At 70.3% G+C, this 19,725-nt stretch carries 7 protein-coding genes; 5 read left to right on the top strand and 2 right to left on the bottom strand.

What is annotated here, in order from left to right:
- Positions 1-256: 256 nt before the first annotated feature.
- The gene (locus tag KOI35_RS42830; RefSeq protein ID WP_215795480.1) at positions 257-1,387 is read right to left on the bottom strand and encodes a hypothetical protein; all 1,131 of its coding nucleotides are present in this window, start codon (positions 1,385-1,387) and stop codon (positions 257-259) included.
- A gap of 478 nt (positions 1,388-1,865) precedes the next feature.
- On the opposite strand from KOI35_RS42830, the gene KOI35_RS42825 reads away from it, so the two are divergent.
- From KOI35_RS42825 to KOI35_RS42805, 5 genes are all read left to right on the top strand, one after another.
- Positions 1,866-14,414 carry an aldo/keto reductase gene (locus KOI35_RS42825; RefSeq protein ID WP_215795479.1) on the top strand — a complete coding sequence of 4,183 codons (12,549 nt, stop codon included), beginning with the start codon at positions 1,866-1,868 and terminating at the stop codon, positions 14,412-14,414.
- 58 nt (positions 14,415-14,472) lie between these two features.
- Positions 14,473-15,528, top strand: coding sequence for a hypothetical protein (locus tag KOI35_RS42820; protein ID WP_215795478.1), 1,056 nt, complete (start codon positions 14,473-14,475; stop codon positions 15,526-15,528).
- Between the two features lies 1 nt (position 15,529).
- Positions 15,530-16,543, top strand: a complete 1,014-nt coding sequence (locus tag KOI35_RS42815; RefSeq protein WP_215795477.1) for a hypothetical protein — start codon at positions 15,530-15,532, stop codon at positions 16,541-16,543.
- Positions 16,540-17,424 (top strand): GlcNAc-transferase family protein, encoded by an 885-nt coding sequence (locus tag KOI35_RS42810; protein ID WP_215795476.1) that lies wholly within the window; start codon positions 16,540-16,542, stop codon positions 17,422-17,424. The genes KOI35_RS42815 and KOI35_RS42810 overlap by 4 nt, the downstream gene beginning before the upstream one ends.
- A gap of 109 nt (positions 17,425-17,533) precedes the next feature.
- Complete coding sequence (locus KOI35_RS42805; protein WP_215795475.1) at positions 17,534-18,703, top strand: AbfB domain-containing protein; 1,170 nt, start codon at positions 17,534-17,536, stop codon at positions 18,701-18,703.
- Between the two features lie 255 nt (positions 18,704-18,958).
- Here KOI35_RS42805 and KOI35_RS42800 read toward each other — a convergent pair whose 3' ends face one another.
- The gene (locus KOI35_RS42800) at positions 18,959-19,720 is read right to left on the bottom strand and encodes an amino acid ABC transporter ATP-binding protein (RefSeq protein ID WP_215795474.1); all 762 of its coding nucleotides are present in this window, start codon (positions 19,718-19,720) and stop codon (positions 18,959-18,961) included.
- Positions 19,721-19,725 lie beyond the last annotated feature (5 nt).

Here is a 19,725-nt window from a genome sequence, read left to right as displayed (position 1 = left end):
GTGTAGAAGCTCCGACGGGCACACAGCCCGGAGCTCAACCCAGCCCGACCGGCGGCCTCCCCGGTTTCGACACACCGGCCCCAGCGGTCGCAGCCCCGAGCCCAGCCGTACCCCCAGCCGCGACCTCAGACCTGACCGTCGACGCGCCACTCCCCGGATCGTCCACCACGCCTTCGAGCGCATCCCCCGCGCTCACCCCGGACGCGTCCACAACCCAAGCCCCACCAACGAACGCACCCACCACTCCAACGCCGGTTCAGCCCAATGCCGCTCCCACCGCCCCGGCCGGGACCACCCCCACCTCGGACTCGCCGGCCACCGGCACACCCACGCCCGCGACCCCCAGCCCAGCCGCGCCGGCCACCGCCACCCCGAGTTCGAACACGCCCCAAGCCGGCCCCTCCGCCCCCGCAACACCAAGCACTGCGATGCCCGGCCCCGCGACTCCTGACCCGGCATCGCATACAACCGCCACCCCTGGCCCAGCCACGCCCAGCCCCGCGACAACCGACCTGGGATCGCCCACAACAGCAACTCCCAACCTGGTCACACCCGGCCCGGCAACGTCCAGCGCCGCAGCGCCCGATCCGGCGTCGACAACAGCCAACCCCGGCCCGGGCACACTCGACCTCGCAACACCCACTACCGTGATCTCCGACTCGGCATCGCTCAGCAGCGCTAGACCCAATGCCGGGACCTCCGATCCGGCATCGCCCAGCACAACACCCGACCCGGCGTCGTCCACAACGGCGAGCCCTGGCCCGGCCACCCCCAACCTCGCAACGAACAGCACCGCGACACCCAGCACCGCGACACCCAGCCCTAGCCCGGCCACACCGAACCCGGACACGGCCAATACCTCCGGCTCGGCTTCTCCGACGATCGCCTCTCCCTCACCGGCAGCGCTGACGAACCCAGCACCCGCCCCGAACTCGACGACCGATGCGACCGCAGCCCCACCGGCGCCGACGGCAACCACGGCCCCATCGGCTTCGCCGGTCGTGTTGCCGCCGTCCAGCAACTCGACCGCAAGCAGCCCGACGACAGGCAACACGACGGCGAGCAACCCGGCGAACAGCCCGATGGCGAGCAGCCCGACGGCGACTGGCACCCAGGCGACGGCATCGAATCCTGGCGACGCCCAAGTTCGGCAGCCCGGCCCCGACGGCACCCGCGCAGTGGACAACAACCCCTCCACTGCGCCATCGACACCGGTGTCACCGACCAACAACCTCGCCGTCGACGGGCCGACCAGCGACACCCGAACGGACACCAATCCCGTTCCGAGCGCGCAAACGCAGATCGCCGCCGACCCGGTCACCGCTCCAGCCGGCAACCCGAGCGCGGATACTGCCTCCGATACGGACACGACCACCAACACCGACACTCACGAAGACCTGGCCAACGACGCCGCCGCCGCAAACACAGTCACGGACACTCGCGCCGACACAACGACAGACCCCTCCGCAGGCACAGCGACAAACGCAGCCACAGAAACCCGCGCCGCCCCAACCGCAGAAGCAGGTACGGCCACCGACACCCGCGCGGACGCAACCACAGAAACCCGCGTGGACACGGCCACAAACACAAGCACGGCGTCCGAAACCGGAGTCACGGATACGGATGTCACCGGTGACTCGTCCACGGACACCAGTGACACGACCACAGGTGACACGAACACAAACACAAGCACGGCTTCCGAAACCGGTGTCACGGACACGGATGTCACCGGTGACTCGCCCACGGACACCAGTGACACGACCACAGGTGACACGGATACGGACACCGGTGACACGGCCACGGATCGGAGCGATACCGATTCCGATGTCGCGTCCGATGTGGACTCGGTCTTCGATGAGGACACCGTGTCGGACAGCGACTCCTTCTGGGACGAGCAACTGGGCCTCCCCGTTCACGACACGGCACCGACCCCGGACAAGGTGCCCGGCGGCCTGACACTGCTCGATTCCCAGGACAGCGCGGCCCAGGACGCCGCAACCAAGGTCCCGCCCCGGCCGGATCAGTTCCTGGTCTTCGCGCACGGCACCCCGGACGGCGTCGTGGTCGGCGGGAGACTCGTCACCGCACCGCAACTGGCGCAGATCGTTCACAACGATCCTGATTCGCGCGGCAAGAGGATCGTGCTCGTCTCGTGCGACACCGGCCGCGACCCGAACGGGTTCCCGGCCGAACTGGCCCGCGAGGTCGACCGTCTACGCCGCAACGAACCGGATTACACCGGTGACACGACCGTCACCGCGCCGAGCGACACCGCGTTCGTGACCCCGTACGGGAAAATCATCACCGCCTCGGTCACGGCCGGCGACCAGCTGAGGCCGGCGCAGTGGAACACGGTCACGCCGCAGGGGGTCACCGCCGAACCCGAGACCGAGACCGCCGACGACCTCGAGATGGCGGTGGCGTTCCCGTCCCAGGTGCCGCCCTTCGCGGGTGCGGGGCGGATCACCGACGACTACGACGTGCGGGCGGGGAAAGGCCCACCCTTCACCCGCACCATTCCCGAGCCGGAGATCGTCGACCGCGGACCCGATGTGGTGCCCAGGTTCGTCGTCCGCCGTCCCACGATTGCCGATCAGCATCCGCCGATCCGGGTGTCGCCGGACGGCACGATCGCCGTCAACGCGCATCCGGACGGGCGGAAGAACGAGTTCTACACGACGCCCAACCGTATTCCGGCGCTGAACGAACAACTTCGCGCAGCCAACAGTGCCGTCACCTTGACCGCAACGCCCGAGAACACCGTCACGGTCGACGGCAAAACGCTCGTCATGGTGCAACCGAGCTTCGACCGCGCGATGCCGTCGGTGTGCCGTGACTTCGCCGCCAACGTGCTCGGCGGCGATCCCAGCCACGTCGTGTTGCGCCCCGACGGGCAGCCGCCCAAGGCCGTGCCCGTGGTCGCCAACGACGGCATGGAAGTCACCGGTGTCTTCCACCTGGCCGAGGCCATGACCAAGAACGATTTTCCCCGTACGACCGGTCAGGCGCGCGACGTCATGGCCCGCGACACGCGCAACAACGGCCGGATGGACGGTGCGCCGCGTCCCGGGCGCGACTACGGGATGGCGGTCAACCAGGACCCGAAGATGGTCGAGTCGTCCCAGGCGCTCGGCATCAACCAGTTCGCTCGGGCGCAGGTCGGCGAGGGCTATCTGACCCAGTCGATCAGCGACCGTGGCAACGGCCGGGACGCCGCCTTCGACATTGACCATTCGCGCAACGGCACACCGGAAACGCGCACCGGCGCGTACGGCTATCACTTCGCCGGCGTCGTGGCCGAGAGCGCCGACGCGAAGGTGCATGTCACCCTCGAGAACTCGCGTCCCAACTCTAAAGTGGAGGATCTGGCGACGGAGGCGTTGCGGCGCAACGTCGAGCAGTTCGTGGCCGATCCGAGCAAGACGGATGACCGCTATCGGGCGGAGTTCGAGAAGCTGGCGCCCAAACTGAGCGATCCGAACGCGTTCGCTCAGTCGGCCACCATCGCGCGTCTGCAGCTGCTCAACGACTCCCCCGAGGTCATCAACAACGAGAACCTGTGGCATTTCCGGGCCTGGGGCGACACTCCGGAGCAGTCGCACTTCGCCGCGCAGCAGGAATCGCCGTCGTTCGTCAACCCGATGACGCTGGTGGTGGTCGGGGGCCATGCCGCCCGTACGGCGTCGGTCGACTTCACCGCCGGACAGCAGAACGTGGACCCGGAGACTCCGGCGATCCGTTCGTTCGTGCAGACCGCGGCCAAGGTGGCCGCATGGCGGGACGCGCAGGGCCTGACGCCGCCCGCGATCAGCGTGGAGGCCGGCGCGAACGGCCGCGGCCTGGTGCGCCTGATGCCCGACTCGATGCCCAACTCGCACGCGACCGCGATGGCCCAGCAGCGCGCCGACTCGGTCCGCAACGCGCTGCAGCAACAACTCGAGGCCAAGGGCGGTCCGGCCAACGACATCCCGATCCAGACGGGCACGCGCGGCCGCCAGCCGGCTCCCGACCCCGGCCCGAAGGAACACCGCCGCCGCCGTACGCTCGTCGACCTCGACACGTCCCCCGCCCGACGCTCCGCCCCGGCCAACACCAACCCACGCGGCACAGACACGCGCGGCACGCAGCCGAACAACACCAACACGAACACCGAAACGCGCAACCCCGCGGCGCCGAACGACCAAACGCGCAGCTTGCAAGCGCACGACGGCCAAACGCCCAGCGACGACACGCGCATCACGAGCACGCACGACGACCAAACGCGCAATCCAGGAGTGCGCGACGACCAAACGCGCAGCGAAGACACGCGCAACCAGGGCGCGCAGGACGACCAGACGCGCGACGCGAATGCGCGAGACGACCAAACGCGCAACCTGGGAACGCACGACGACCAAACGCGCGACGCGAATACGCGAGACGACCAAACGCGCAACCTGGGAACGCACGACGACCAAACGCGCGACGCAAATGCGCGAGACGACCAAACGCGCAACCTGGGAACGCACGACGACCAAACGCGCGACGCGAATACGCGAGACGACCAAACCGGTGACACGGAAACGCGCGATGCTGGAACGCGCGATGGGGCCGCTGGCCGGGAGCGACCAGGGCCGCGCGCGATCGAAGGGCCGTGGGCCGCGTTCGGGGTGGACGGTCGTACCGGGGCTCAGGTGCAGTCTGCGCTGGACAACGGGTTCCGCCGGTTTGATCTGGCGGAGAGCTACCGCAACACCGACGCCGTGGCCGATGTGCTCAGTGGTCCGGACGGGCCGTCGCGGGACGATGTGGAGCTCGTCTACAAGTTCGACGTACGGGAAAATGAAACGGCCGCGCAACTGAACGAGCGTCTCACGCAGGTGACCGATCAGTTCGGCGGGCGCCTCGACAGCGTGCTCATTCACAACATTGACGGCGGCACACCCGAAGCTACCCAGCGCGCCTGGGACGTGCTCGCCGAGCTGCAGGCGGACGGCCGGATCGACCGGATCGGTCTGGGAAATGTCCGCGACGAACATCTCGGCCAGCTGAACGCGCTCAACGAACGCGCCCCGGTCGGCATCCTGGAGAACTCGCTCGACAGCGTGCTGCGGGACACAGGCGTGCAGGACTTCGTCAACCAGGCCGCGCAGCCGCCGGAGGTGCACTACTACGGCGTACGGCGGCTGGCCTCGTCCATGGGACTGGACGGCCCGGCCGACCTGCGGGGACTGGCCAGCGCGGTGTCGACGTTCTACGGGGACGCGCCAACCCGCATGATCATGAGTAGTGGGAACCCGGAGCGGCAGGCGGAGAGCCGCAACGAGTTCGACTTGGCGCCCGAGCATCCCGATCATGACGGTGTCGACCAGTTCGACGCGCAGGTGAAGGTGTTCAACTGGCGGCAGCGGCCGACCGTCGCCACCACCAACGGTCCCGACGTCGAGCTAGCTCCGCCGTTGCGGCAATGGTTGAGCGATACGGTCACTGATTCCGAGCATGTGCGCGCACAGGTGACCGCCGACGCGCACGCACAGAACCGGCCGGTCGACTCCGACTTCATCGCGCAATGGCTGACCGATCAGGGGGTCATCGACGATCCGCAGACCCTGGATTCCGTACGGATCCCCGAGCGCCTCGGTCTCCGCAGCCAGCACGTGGACCGGCCGCTCGGCGCGGTGCTGAAGGACCTGCTGGGCAACACGAGCTGCGACTGGAAGGCGTCGATCGAGCTCACCCAGTTGACGCTCACCCCGGTCGACGCGTGGAACGACCTGTACCCGCATTTCGGCGAGATCGTGGTCGCACCGGAGACCACGGAGGAGCCCGGCCCGCAGACGTCGAGCTGGACCACCACCGACATCCCGCGCGAGGTGCACGAGAACCCGCCGAAGCCGAGGGACGTTCCGGCCGGCATCACCTTGCTCGATGATGACCAAACGCTCAATCGGGAGGCCGCGCGCAACTTCCCGCCGCGCGACGGTCAGTTCCTGGTGTTCGCCCACGGCACCCCGCGTGGCCTGGTCGCCGACGGCAAACTGGTCACCGCCCCGCAGCTGGCCGCGATGCTGCAGGACATCCCGGCTGCGCGGGGCCGGCAGATCGTGCTCATCTCGTGCGATACGGGCAGCGATCCGAACGGTTTCCCGGCCGAGCTGGCCCGTCAGGACGGCATCACGTCGGTGACGGCGCCCGACCGCACGGCATTCGTCACCCCGTCGGGTCGCGTGCTCACGACCGACGCGACCACGTTCGGCACGGACGGCCGTCCCCGCCCTGATCTCACGAGTCCGGGCCACTGGAACACTTTCACCGACACCACGACCGAGCCCGTCGAATCGACCACCTCCGACCTGCCCACGGCCGACACCATCCAGGAGAGCCTCGAGCGCGCGCAGGAGGCACGAGAAAGTGCCGACATGCGCCCGAGCGCCCCACCACCGACAGACGATGCCAGACCACCAGGAGGCGACCCGCCACCGGCCACCGAGCCGAACCGGAAGGACGACGCCCGTTACCGCAACGCCCCGCCGCGAGCCGCGACCGGCGAGTCGGACGGCCTCCGCTATGGCAACGCCCCGATCCGCTATCCGGCACCGAGCGCACCCGCTCAGACCCCACCGGCCCAGGCCCGCCCGCTGTTCACCGACGAGAACGGCACCACGGTCTTCGAGAACTCCCGGGGCACCCAGTTCTACCTGAGTCCGGAAACCGGCCGCTGGCAGTACTTCGACGACACCGCGGGCCAGTGGCACGACTACCGCCCCGGAGCCGGCACGGGCCAACTGGACACGCACGAGTCGGCGCCTCCGGCCGTCCAGGTGCCGGCCGGTCTGGCGCTGACCGACGGGCCGGTCGACCAGAGCATCGAGGCCCGCCCCGGCGAATACCTGGTGTTCGCCGACGGAACGCCCGACGGCGTCGTGGTCGACGGCAAAATCGTCACACCCGAGCAACTGGCCGCACGCATCAACGAGGATCCGCGCTCGCACGGCAAGCAGATTGTGCTGGTCGCACCGGGCACGGCCGCGAACGACTACGACGTACGACTCGCGCAACAACCGGGCATCACATCGGTCACCGCGCCCACGCAGACCCCGTGGACCACGCCGGGCGGCCGCGTCCTGAGCGTCTCGCCCGATCTGCGGCAGCCGGGCAGCTGGCGGCACACGAGCGGCCATCCCCCGATGAGTCGCACGGTGCCCGACTACGAGCTGCAGGCCGACCGGTCGCTCGACGGCGCCGTCGCGTTCACCCCGTTGAAGCGCACCATGAACGACGTCCTGTTCGACGCCAAACTGCGCTATGTCGACGAAGCGCGCACCTTCGAACAACGGCTTGGCGACTATCTGGCCGAACGCCCCGAGGTGAACACCGAGGTGGCCAAGGTGCTCGACAAGGCGTGGCAGGAGTTGCCGCGCCGGTTCAAGCCGCTGGTCGGCGAGCGCGATCCGAAACTGATCGGATCCGTCGGCGGCGATCACGCGTACGCGCAAAATCTCGAGGTTGTCCGCAACGGCACCCTGCGCGAGCGGATGACGCTGCTGTGGTCGATCGCGCGCAACGAGGCCCTGGCCGACAAGCTCGGCCCGATCGACCGGCATCCGGACATCGCCGCCGAGCGCGAGTTCCGCCGGCAGACTCCGGCCGACCGCGAGGGCCTCGAGGATCAACTGCGGACAGATCAAACCCCTTCCTCCGTACGCCCTCCGTTGAGCTCGCGGGAGCAGGCGCACGCGGTCGACGAGCAAGGTCGGCTGCGCTGGCGGGCGGCGGACAAGCAGATGCACATCGCGCTCACGGCCGGACTGCACCACAGCGCGGAACAGACCGGCGGACTGGTGCGCACCGGCACGTCCGGGTCGACCTATCTGGTGCTCGGGCTGGCCGACCGGATGCGTACGCAATGGGGTCTGGACGTTGATCTGCCGCTCCTGCAGCAGGCCTTGATCGCCTACCTGGTGCCCAACGAGGTCCACAGCGTGCACGAGGTGATGACCGCCGGGCAGTTGGTCGATCCGTCGCTCACTTACGACGACAGTTGGACAAGATATCGCTCACTTCCCGGTCTCACCGAGGACGAGCTGCGCGCCAACGTGGCCGTGGAGGGGCAGTTTCCGGACGAGCGTGCGTACTCCGAACTGCTCGCCCTGCCCAACAATCCGCAGAACACGTGGTCCGACCTGCTGGCGAAGTTCGAGAGCCTGGACGAGTTCTTCGACGAGGTGGACGACACGCCCGGCATGGACGACATCGTCGCCCGGCTGGAGAGCCTCGACGAGTTCTTCGACGAGGCGGATGACACGCCCGACACCATGAGCGACCTCGTCGCCAAGCTGGAGAGCCTCGACGCCTTCTTCGAGGAGGAGGAGTCTGCGGCCGAGACAGCTTTGATGACGCCGGCCGAGGTCGACGCCGCGTTCGACGAGCGGCTGCGCGAAGTGACTGTAGCGAACAATTCGCTCACCAACGCTCTCCCGCCGACGCCACCCGCCCGGCAACATCCGATCAGTTTGTTCGCCGCGCTCGGCCGCACCGAGGATGCCCTGGAGACGGCCGCCGACAACGTGAGCCGCGCCCGGGACCTGGTGATCGCGGCCGAGCAGCGGCATCCGGACACCGGCCGGCGGGTCGACAGCGGACTGCGCGCCGAGGCGGTCGCTCAGCTCAACGCCGCCCTGACCAACCAGCGGGCGGCCCGCGCGGCCAACCTCGCGACGCTCGACGCGTTGCGCACCGCGTTCGGCGACGGCCCTGCCCCGACCCCGCAGACCGAGCAGTCCACACAACAGGATCAGCCGACACCGCCGAAGCCGCGCGCGCAACAAAGCGCGCACCAAAACGCGCAACAGCGCGCACAGGAAAGCGCGCAACACGAGCAGTCGACGGACGCTGAGGAAGACGCGCAGGAAGAGGAAAACGCGCAGGAAGAGCAGGAGCAGCCCCCCGCCCGGCGTCCGCGGCAAAGGCCGGAGCAGGCGCCGCACCCGCTCGACGTGCCCGAGACCGTAGCCGAGGATCCCGACGCCGAAGCGGCCGCAGAAGCCGAAGCGGCCGCAGAAGCCGAAGCGGCTGCAGAAGCCGAGGCAGCCGCAGAAGCCGAAGCGGCTGCAGAAGCCGAGGCAGCCGCAGAAGCCGCCGAGAAGGCCGACACCCCGGTCAGCGTCCGCCGCGACCTGCCCGACTACCTGCGCGAGAGCCGCAGCTTGGGCCTGGCCAAGCAGCTCGGCCGCACCGAGAACGCCGACCTGCGCACCCCCCTGACCGAGCAGGGCGTAGACACCAAGACCGCCGAGCAGATCCAGCGCCTCGCCGAGAGCGGCGTAGCCCCGTTCCTGGGCGACGGCCGCCCGTTCGCGGTAGCCGTCGACGGTCGACCGGCCGAACTGGTCGTCCGCGCGGTCTTCGACTGGTACGGCATGACCGTCGGCGAGAAGGCCGCCAAACCCGGCAAGGTCGAGACCAAGACGAGCGCCAAGGACTCCCGCACCGCCACCGTGAAGCACGACGCCCAGCTGGAGCCGCGGGCCGCCTTCGCCGCGCTGCCCCCGCTGGTCGCGGACATCGGCGCGCAGTTCCCGGGCAGCGCCACCGAGACGCGGACGGCCGCCCACGACAACGAATTCACGCAGAAGTCCTCGGTCGAGGTCGACAACGGCGTCGACACCAAGGTTCCTGTTCGTTTCGTGCTCACCTTGCGCAATTCCGACGGCCAGATCGGCCGGCAGGTGAGCGAGGCGAACACTGCGATCCGCGTCCCGAAGGGTCTGACCGAGCCGATCGGCACCGCGACGCCCGCGACCGACCTGCCGACACGGTTCGGGGTCGAGAGCGCGACAGCGCGCCCAGCCGGACAGAACGACTTCTTCGACCAGGTCGCCACGATGCTGCCGCCGGGCGTGACCGCGATCGGCGCGCCCGGCCGCGAAACGCTCAAACAGTTCCTCGACGACGCGACGTTCACCGGCAAGCTGCCCACGATGGTCGCGCCGGACGGCGACCGGCATCCCGAGGCGGGCTGGATCACCTCGGATCCGCTGGTGCACGGCCCGAAGCACGGTCGCGACCGGCTGCACCGCTCCCGCGACGCCGTTGTCCAGATGCGGCTGGTCCCCCGGTTCGTCCAGGTGACCGACACCGTCCCCGAGGCCACCCACACCGACACGCAGACCCACAGCAGCGAGAGCAAGGACACCAACACCGCCGGCCGTACGGTCGGATTGTCGGGCGGTGTCGGAGCGGGCACCGAGACCGGGGTCGCCCGGTTCGCGATCGGGCCGCGCGGCGGGTTCAGCCACGCCACCGAGCACAGCCAGGAACACACGGCCAACACCACGTCGTCCGACACCACCAAGGTGACCGGGCCGGCCGCGCGCTACCAGGTCGTCTACGACCTCGAAGTGCGCACGCCCGGACAACCCGCGACCAAACTCGACGGCACGGTCGAGGGCATCCAGTGGGCGCGGCAGGACCGCATCGACCGGGCCGGACTGTCCGCGGACACCACGCCCGGATGGACGGGACTGCGCGGTACGGACCGCAAACTGTTCGCGCCCGCGCATGTCGAGCAGGGCACGTCGTTCGGCGGCACGATCGTGGACGACTTCAACAGCGGCGACCGCCTGTACGAGGCGGTGTCCCAGGCGCTGCGTACTGTGCCCGGCCGGCGCGACTACAAGGTGCTGTCGAACGCGTTCCTCGGCCAGTTCAACGATCCCGCGCTCACCGACGGCCTGACCGCGGGCGTGCAGGCCCTGATCGCGCGGGACACCCAGGCCCGCAACGCGCTCTCCGATCGGCAGCTCGCGATGCTGCTCGACCGCATCGTCGGGCCCGGCTTAGAGGTGCCGATCGTCAAGAACGGCCATCTGCACGACTATCACACCGTGGTGAAGGTGACCGGCCAGGTCGGCGCGCTCTCCGACGGTGGCGTGGTGGCCGGCACCAAGTTCGACAGCGGCAGCAAGCTCAAGACCAAGACGGGCACGCAGGCCGGCCGCAACCGCACCGACAAGGCCGAGTTCAGCATCGAGGGCCGCGTCTACGGCGCGCTCAGCAGCCTGTTCGGCACCCTGGCGTTCGGCCCGAAGGTCTCTCGCACCGGTACGGAGTCGCAAACGCTCGGCGTCACCCAGAGCGGCTCGCATACCCACGACCACGGTGCCACCCTGAAGGACGACGGGTCGATCGCCGACCAGCGGATGGTCGAGTTCCTGGCCCCGCTGACGCTGACCACCGAGGCCACCTCGTACAAGCGCCTGAACACCAGCGGGCGGCGGCTCACGCTGGGACTTCCGGGCCGCGACGTTCCCCGTACGGTAAATCCGCCGGTCGCCGCCGCACGGAGCCATCGCGTGGATGTTCGTTTGCTCGTGCCCGAACACCGTGTCACCACCACCCCGCCCCCGGCCGCACCGCCGACCGTGCCCGCGGCGAGCACACCGATCGCCCGGCCCGCTCCGGTCAGCCAGTTGCCCGGCGGATATTCGCGCGATCTCGACGGTAACCGCGTCGAGGCGTTCACCGCAGCCGCCGAACTGCAGGCCGCGGTCAAGCAGACTCTGGTCACCGCCTCGGGCGATCCCATCTTCGGCTTCCCCGACGGCAAGCTGTCGTCCGCGATCGCCGACGCGTTCTCGCCGGAGAGCCTGGGCGCCGATCCGCGCCTGTTCAGCCGCCCGGTGGTGCTCGACGGACTGACCCATCCGCGCCGGGTCGCCGACGTGCACGGCCGGGCCGGCGTACGGCTGCGCCCCTCGAACCCGCAGGTGCTGTCCGGCCGCGAGTTCGAGAAGACCAAGCGGAGCCTGGCCGTTGGCACCGCGGGCAAGCAGAGCCGCGGCACCCAGTGGGAGGCGTCCGTCTCGGCGACCGGCAGCGCCTCGCTCTCCGGGCTGACCGGGCGGGCCGGGCCGGGCGGGCTGCTGATGGCACAGTTCCAGCCGTTCGCCCGGCGCTGGGGCAAGGCCCGCGGCCAGGAACTGACCGGCAATTCCCGGGTGCGGCTGACCGGACGGCCGGAAAACCGTGTTCCCGTACGCCTCGACATCGACGCCGAAGTAATCGCGGAAACCCGCCGCCGCGGCAACATCGACCGCCTCGACGTGTTCTCGGACGACCGCGTGCACCGGGCCGGCAACCAGGTGAAGCTGCCCGGATCGGTCGTCATGTGGATGACCGAGGAGCAGGTGCACCGGCTGCGCGAGGCGGACCTCGACCGCGCCCACGCCGACCGGGATCAGGCGCTCGGCCAGGATCAGGTCGACGAGACCGCGCGTCTCGTGCAGGACCAGCGGAACGCGCTGCGGACGCTCGCCCGGCAGCAGGTGTTCGAGCGGGCCGCGGCCGACCCGGACACCCGCGACGACCTGCTGCGAGAGCAGCGGCGCACCTTCCGCGACCTGCGCTTCGCCCAGGAGCGGCAGCAGACCGAACTGCGCGACGTGCACACCGCCGCGCGCAACACGTTGCACGAAACCAAGCGCCAGGAGCTCCTCGACCTGGCCGCCCAACGCCCCACCCCCGCGCCGTCCGGCTCTACGCCCGCGCCCAGCTCTACGCCCGCGCCCACTGTCACCGGCCAGCAGCCAGCGGGGACGCCGCCGGACACCGCCGAGGGGCAGCCCGCGCCGGCCCTCGCCCCGCCGCCGGCCTCGATCGGGCTGGGCGGTGTCACCACCCCGATCGACCTCACCGACCGCATCCCGCACCTGCGGCGCCGGCTGGCCGAAACGCTGGGCGCCCAGGCGGCCGAGCGTTTGCTGCCCACTTCGCCGCTGCGCACACCGCACGACAATGCGCGAACCGTGCAGGAATTCCTGTCCGATCTCGACCGGCACCTGGCGACCGCGCTAAACGGCGGTCGCAGCCAGCCGTTGCGCCTGGAGGACCGGCTCAGCGGCCACACCTACTACCTGACCGTGCAGGCTCGCTTCTCCGACACGCCACAGTTCGCGGGCATCGAGCACGTCGATCAACTCGGCACGGCCGGCAAGGTGGTGCTGACGACGACGGACACGCGCACTTCGCAGCGGACGGCGTTCGGCATCACCGGCGCGGCCCGTGTTATGGGACTGTTCCGTGGGTCCGATCCGGCCGGCCCCGGCCACGGCGCGGCCACCGGCTCGCTCGCCGCCGGATTGCGCGCTACGGCCAACCTGTTCGGCCGCGACACCAAGCGTGTCGAAACGGCCAAGGTCACGCACAAACGAGCAGCCGCGGTCAAGGGACCGGTCGCGGCGTGGAACGGTGACGTCGAGTTCGACCTGACGATCAGCCGGGGCGAACGCCTCGGCAGCGGCAGCACGGAGACCGGCAGCCCGATCGTGGCCCGGGACGTGCAGGTGCGGCCGGTCAAACTGCACACCCTGGCCGGCGACACGCTGCCCCCGCCGGTCACCGGTGACGCGCGCCTGGGCATTGCCGACCCGTCCACCGCGCTCCCCCGCGCCCAGCGCACCGAGACCGCCCGGCAGAAGTGGCGGGACGCCCCCGGCCATCCGAGTCTGCCCGAGGCGGGCCGCTTCAACGTGGAGCACGTGCCGGCCGACATGAAGGATCTGCGTGCCGCCGCGGCCCGCGCGATCGCCGACTCCGGCGTCACCGTGGACTCCTCGACGATCGCCGCGTTGCGCGACGGCCTGAGCGCCGAAACGCTCAAGACCGCGCTGCCGGCGATGCTCAGTGGGACGTTCCGGGTGCCCCTGCCGGGCGGCGGTGACCGCACGCTGCACGTCGATGCGCGGCTCGTCCCGCACCCCCGGCTCGGCGGCGTGGACGCCCGCGTCGAACTGTCCGGCAGCGCGACCCACGACAACGAGACCAAGCGCGAGGAGACAACCGGCACCACGTATTCGGCCGGGGCGGTGCTGCCCGCGGCGGGCGGTGGCGTGGGCGCCCCGACGGGCAGCCGGCCCAACTTCGGCGCCATGAGCGCGTCGTCGCAGCGCGAACAGACCTTGTTCGAATCCACGGCGGCGCAGCAGCTCAAGACCGAGGCGACCACCGGCAAGACGTCCGCCGCGCAACAGACGACCGCCGAAGTGGCCGCCGAGACCGACAAGTTGACCCGCACTTATGCGTACGGGATGGAATTCCGTTTCGTCGTGACGTCGGAACCCACCCGCCGCGCGCCGATGGGCACCCGCTCCGGCGGCACGGAACTGCGCGTGCACGACGCGGTCGTCATCCGCCTGACCGACTCGGCCGCGCGCGACATGACCGGTGAGGACGTCCCGGCACCGCTGCGCGAAAGCGCCGAAAAACTGTCCGACGCGTCCAAGGCGTGGACCACGGCGGTGGCCGCGCGCGACGGACTGCGTGCGCAGGGTTCCGACCTGACCAGCGCCGATGCTTCCGTTGCCGAGGCCGAGCGGGCCTGGTGGGACGCGATCCGGGCCCATCAGCGGGCGCTTGCGGACCATCGCGCGGGGGTTTGAGGGCAGACCGGGCTTTCCGGCATCGATCATGCACGAACGAGCGTGGTCGAATGGCGCCATGGCTGAGTTCCGGACGGTGACCTACGGGGCGGAGTTCCACCGGCTGCTGCTGCGGGTGGCCGGATACGCGCCCGATGCCGACATGGCGGCGGCCCGCACCGCGCTGGCCGAGGGCCGGGTGGCCGACGTCGCCCGGGCGGTGGCCGCGATCGCCGCGGCGGCCGGGCTCGCCCCCACCGACGAGGAGTTCGCGCTGCTGGCCGCGGCCGAGCCGGATGCGGTGGCGGGGCTGTCGGAGACCCGGCCCGGTCAGTGGCCGATGCCCGCGGCCGACTTCCAGCCCGCCGTGGCCGATCCGGCGGTGTTCGCCCCGGAAGCCCCGCCGCCACTGCTCGACCTCACCGACGTGCCCTATTCGTTCACCGCCGCCGTCACCGATGCGACGGACGCGGCGGCCGTCGAGGCGATGACTCGCATTCCCGCCGTACGCGCGTTGTGGCGCGCCTGGCGTCTCAGCGACCCACGCGACACGCCGGTACGGGTGTTCGTGCTCGCCGCCGACGTCCCGCCCGACGATCTGCCGGTCGTGGCGGCGTTGCTGCAGCAAGAGACGGAATCCGCCGTCGAGGCCTATGCGCCGGGTGACGAGCTGCCCGCCTACCAGACACAGGCCCGGGGCGCCGCGGCTCTGTTGTGGACGGCCGAGGAGCCGTACAGCATCGGCATCGCCCGGGTGTTCGACGGCGTCGACCCGGTGACCGGGCCGTGGTTCGCGCCGGACCATCCGCTGCTCGACGACGCCGACCGTGAGCGTGTCGCCCGCTATCTGGAAGCGGGCCGGCCACTCCTGATGACGACGCAACGGATGGCCGACGTCGTCGACGCGGGCCGCGGCGCCGTGGTGCCCATGTCATACCGCACCGACGGCCGCTGGGTCTGGACAGACACGGTGTCGTATTACGTACGAACGCACGGCCTGGCACCCGACGCCGAGTTGCTCGACCATGTCCGTAGCCGTCAGTTCCGCGCACCCGCGATCGACGACGTGGCCGAGCACCGAACGCTCGCGGCCCTGTTCCGTCCGGCCGCCGCGAGCCCGGCCGGTGTGCGCTGAGATGACCGTCGCGTTCGTCCCCGCCCTGCCCGGCCGGCCCGCACCGGCGCCCGGACCGCTCGGGGCCGCCGGGCCACCGCCGGTCGCGCTTCCGGTGCCGCCGCTGCTCGACCTGACCGGCCAGACCCTCGACGACGAGACCGACCGGGCCGTCGTGTCCGCGGTGTCGGCCCAGCCCGGTGCGGTCGCGCTGTGGCGAGCCTGGCGTCTCTCCCCCACCGAAGCGCCGGCCCGACTGTTCATCGTCGAATCACACGGCCCGCCGCCGACGGCCACAAACGCGCAGACTGAGCAACCAACGCGCACCGAACCGCCCGTCCGGCCGCCAGCCACAAACGCGCAGAACGAGCAACCAACGCACACCGAACCGCCCGACCGGCCGCCAACCACAAACGCGCAGCCAACGCACACCGAACCGCCCGTCTCGCCGCCAGCCACAAACGCACAGAACGAGCAACCAACGCACACCGAACCACCCGTCCCGCCGCCAGCCACAAACGCGCAAGCGACGCGCAGCGAAGCGAAGGACGCACCGGAAGTTGTGTTCTATGCGCCTGGACACAAGCTGCCGGCGCACGTTCGGGCGGCGCGTAACGCGGGCGCATTGCTCTGGGCGGCCCGCGCCACGGAACCGATCCGGATCGCCCGGGTGTTCGACGAGGTCACCGCGGACGGTGCGACGTTCGCGGATGACCGGCTGCGGCTGAGCGGTGATGAGCGTGAGCGCGTGGCCGACTATCTGGACGGCGGCTCGGCCGTGCTCGGCACCGATGGGCGGCTGCCCGACGTGGTCGAACCGGGGTGCGGTGCCGTGGTGCCGATGAGCTATCGCACCGACGGGCGATGGCTGTGGACCGACTCGGTCGCGTACTACCTGCGGGCGTACGGGATCGCACCGGAACCGGACCTGCTCGCGCATGTTTTGAGCGAAGGCGGACGCCCGGTGGTCGATGCCGTCGACGAGCATCGGGCGCTGGCGGTGCTGTTCCAGTCGCAGGCGCTGGTGGCGCAGTGAGCATTTTTGTGTCGGTGGCGGCCTACCGCGACCCCGAACTCGTGCACACCGTGCTGGACTGCCTGGCCAAGGCGACCCGCCCGGACGACCTGCGGATCGTGGTCAACTGGCAGCACCTCGGCGACGAGGACGTCTCGGCCCTGGTCGCCGATCCGCGGGTCGAACTGCTCGAGTTCGATGCCGGGCAGAGCCTCGGGGCGTGCTGGGCCCGGGCCCAGGTGATGCGGCACTACCGGGGTGAGGACTGGTTCCTGCAGGTCGACAGTCACACCCGCTTCACCGAGGGCTGGGACGAGCGGCTGGTCGGGGTGGCCGCGGCCACCGGCGCGCCGAAGCCGGTCGTCACCTGCTATCCGCCCACCTACGAACCGGCGCACGAGTTCGCCGGCACCGGGGTGCCGACCGAGACGATGGTGACCGGCTGGTCGGGTGACGGTCTGCCCATCTTCGGTCAGCGCGAACTGAGCGTTCGTGACGGTCGGCCGGCGCCTGCACGGTTCGTCGCGGGCGGTTTTCTGTTCGCTGCGGGCAGTTTTGTGCACGAGGTGCCCTACGACCCCTACCTGTACTTCCACGGCGAGGAGCTCACGGTCTCGCTGCGCGCCTACACCTGGGGCTACGACCTGTTCCACCCGACCGAGGTGCTGGCCTGGCACTACTACATCCGTGAGGGCAGCCCCCGGCACTGGACCGACAACACGGCCTGGCTCGCCCGCGACAAGGCCAGCCGCCGGCGGGTCAACACGCTGCTCCGCTATCCCAACTACGGACGTTACGGGCTGGGCCGCGCCCGCCCGCTGTCCGACTACGCCACCTGGTCCGGCTGCAACTTCCAGCGCCGCACCTGGACCGACTGGGCGGCAATACCCGCGTCCGTATGACAGCCGCGGAACACGACCGTGTGAACAGAGACCGCGCGAACAGAGACCAACAGATTGACACATTTACATTGATGGAACGAACACGTAACTTGGGTGCCAGGAGGTACCGATGCGTGTATTCCGTTGGTGTGCGACAGTTCTGGCCCTTCTCCTGACCGCAACGATCACCCTCGTGACGCCCGCGCAGGCCGCGGTCACCGGCGGCGCCCGCATTCTGCCGCTGGGCGACTCGATCACCGACGGCTTCAACGTCCCGGGCGGCTACCGCATCAACCTGTGGCGCGCGCTCACCGGCGCCGGCCATCTGGTCGATTTCGTCGGCTCGCAGTCCAACGGACCGACCGACCTGCCCGACCGCGAGCACGAGGGCCACTCGGGCTGGCGGATCGACCAGGTCGACGCCCAGGCCACCGGCTGGGTGACCGCCACCGCGCCGCGCAGTGTGCTCGTTCACCTCGGAACGAACGACATCGTGCAGAATTACGACGTCGCCAACGCGCCGGCCCGGCTGTCCGCGCTGATCGACCGGATCCGGGCCGCCGCCCCGAACGCCGACGTCTTCGTCGCCTCGATCGTGCCGTTCAGCGACCCGGCCCGTGAGGCCGCGGCCAACAACTACAACGCGCGGATTCCCGGCATCGTCAGCGGCAAGGGCGCCAAGGTGCACTTCGTGGACATGCACGCCGCGCTCACCACCGCGCAACTCGCGGACGGCGTGCACCCCAACCGCGAGGGCTACGACCGGATGGCCGCCCGGTGGGCCGCCGCGCTCGCCTCGGTGCCCGGTTCGGCCGGTGACGACGGTGCCGCGACCACGCTGCCCACCGGGTTCCGGTCGTTGCGCGTGACCACGGGCGGCTACACCGACCGCTACGTGCGGCATCAGGGCGGGCTGGGCTTCACCGAGCACGTCGACGGCGGCAGCTCCGCGCTGCTCAAGCAGGACGCCACCTGGCAGATCGTGCCCGGCCTGGCCGGCGGCTGCTACAGCCTGCAGTCACGCAACTATCCGGGCTACTACCTGCGGCACCAGAATTCCCGCGTACGCATCAGCGCCGACGACGGCACCACGCTGATGCGCGCCGACGCCACGTGGTGCGCTCGCAGCGCCCCGGGCGGCGTACGGCTGGCGTCGTGGAACTTCCCCGGCTCATACCTGCGCCACTACGCGAGCGAGCTGTGGCTGGCCACCCCCGGCGGAGCGAACAGCTACGACAACGTCGCGAGCATCGCTCCGGACGTCACCTGGTCGATCGACGCGGCGTGGAGCGCGCCGTAAGAGTCGTCCACCGCGCACAGCACGCACGGACGACACGCGAACGCGGGAAGGCGCGGCCGACGGCGGCGCCACGCTGGCCCGGTCGCGGGAAGAGACGGCCGTCCACCGCGCAGCACGCACGGACGACACGCGAACGCGGGAAGGCGCGGCCAACGGCGGCGCCACGCTGGCCCGGTCGCGGGAAGAGACGGCCGTCCACCGCGCACAACCACAACGCGGCCGCCCACCGCGCACAACCACAACGCGAACGCGCGGTCAGGACAGCTCGTCCTCCCCGACCCGGGTCGGCTCGAGCACCCGGTGCAGGAACTCCCGCGTCCGGCCGAAGCGCGGACTCCCGAACACCTGCGCCGGCGGCCCCGACTCGACGATCACGCCGCCGTCCATGAAGACCACCCGGGAGGCGACCTCACGCGCGAACGCCATCTCGTGCGTCACCACCAGCATCGTCATCCCCGAGGAGGCCAGCCCACGCATGACCGCCAGCACCTCCCCCACCAGCTCCGGGTCGAGGGCACTGGTCGGCTCGTCGAACAGCATCAGCTGCGGATCCATGGCCAGCGACCGCGCTATCGCCACCCGCTGCTGCTGCCCGCCGGAGAGCTGCGCCGGATAGGCGTCGGCCTTGTCGGCCAGCCCGACCCTCTCGAGGTTCTCGGCCGCGATCCGGTCGGCCACAGCGCGCCCCCGCTTGAGGACGCGGCGCTGCGCGATCGTGACATTTTCCCGCACGGTCAGGTGGCCGAACAGGTTGAACTGCTGGAACACCATGCCGATCCCGCGGCGTACGGCGTCGATGTCGCAGTCAGGGTCGGTCACCTCGACGCCGGCCACCCGGATGGTGCCCGCGCTCGGTTCTTCGAGCAGGTTCACGCAGCGCAGCAGCGTCGACTTGCCCGAGCCGGACGGGCCGATCACGCAGACCACCTCGCCCGTCTCGACGGACAGGTCGATGCCGCGCAGCACCTCCAGCGGGCCGAACGACTTGTGCAGGCCGTCGATCTCGATCGTGGACACCGCGG

The organism is Paractinoplanes bogorensis (assembly GCF_018829635.1).
GTDB lineage: Bacteria > Actinomycetota > Actinomycetes > Mycobacteriales > Micromonosporaceae > Actinoplanes > Actinoplanes bogorensis.
This window is presented reverse-complemented; position numbering and strand designations above follow the sequence as displayed.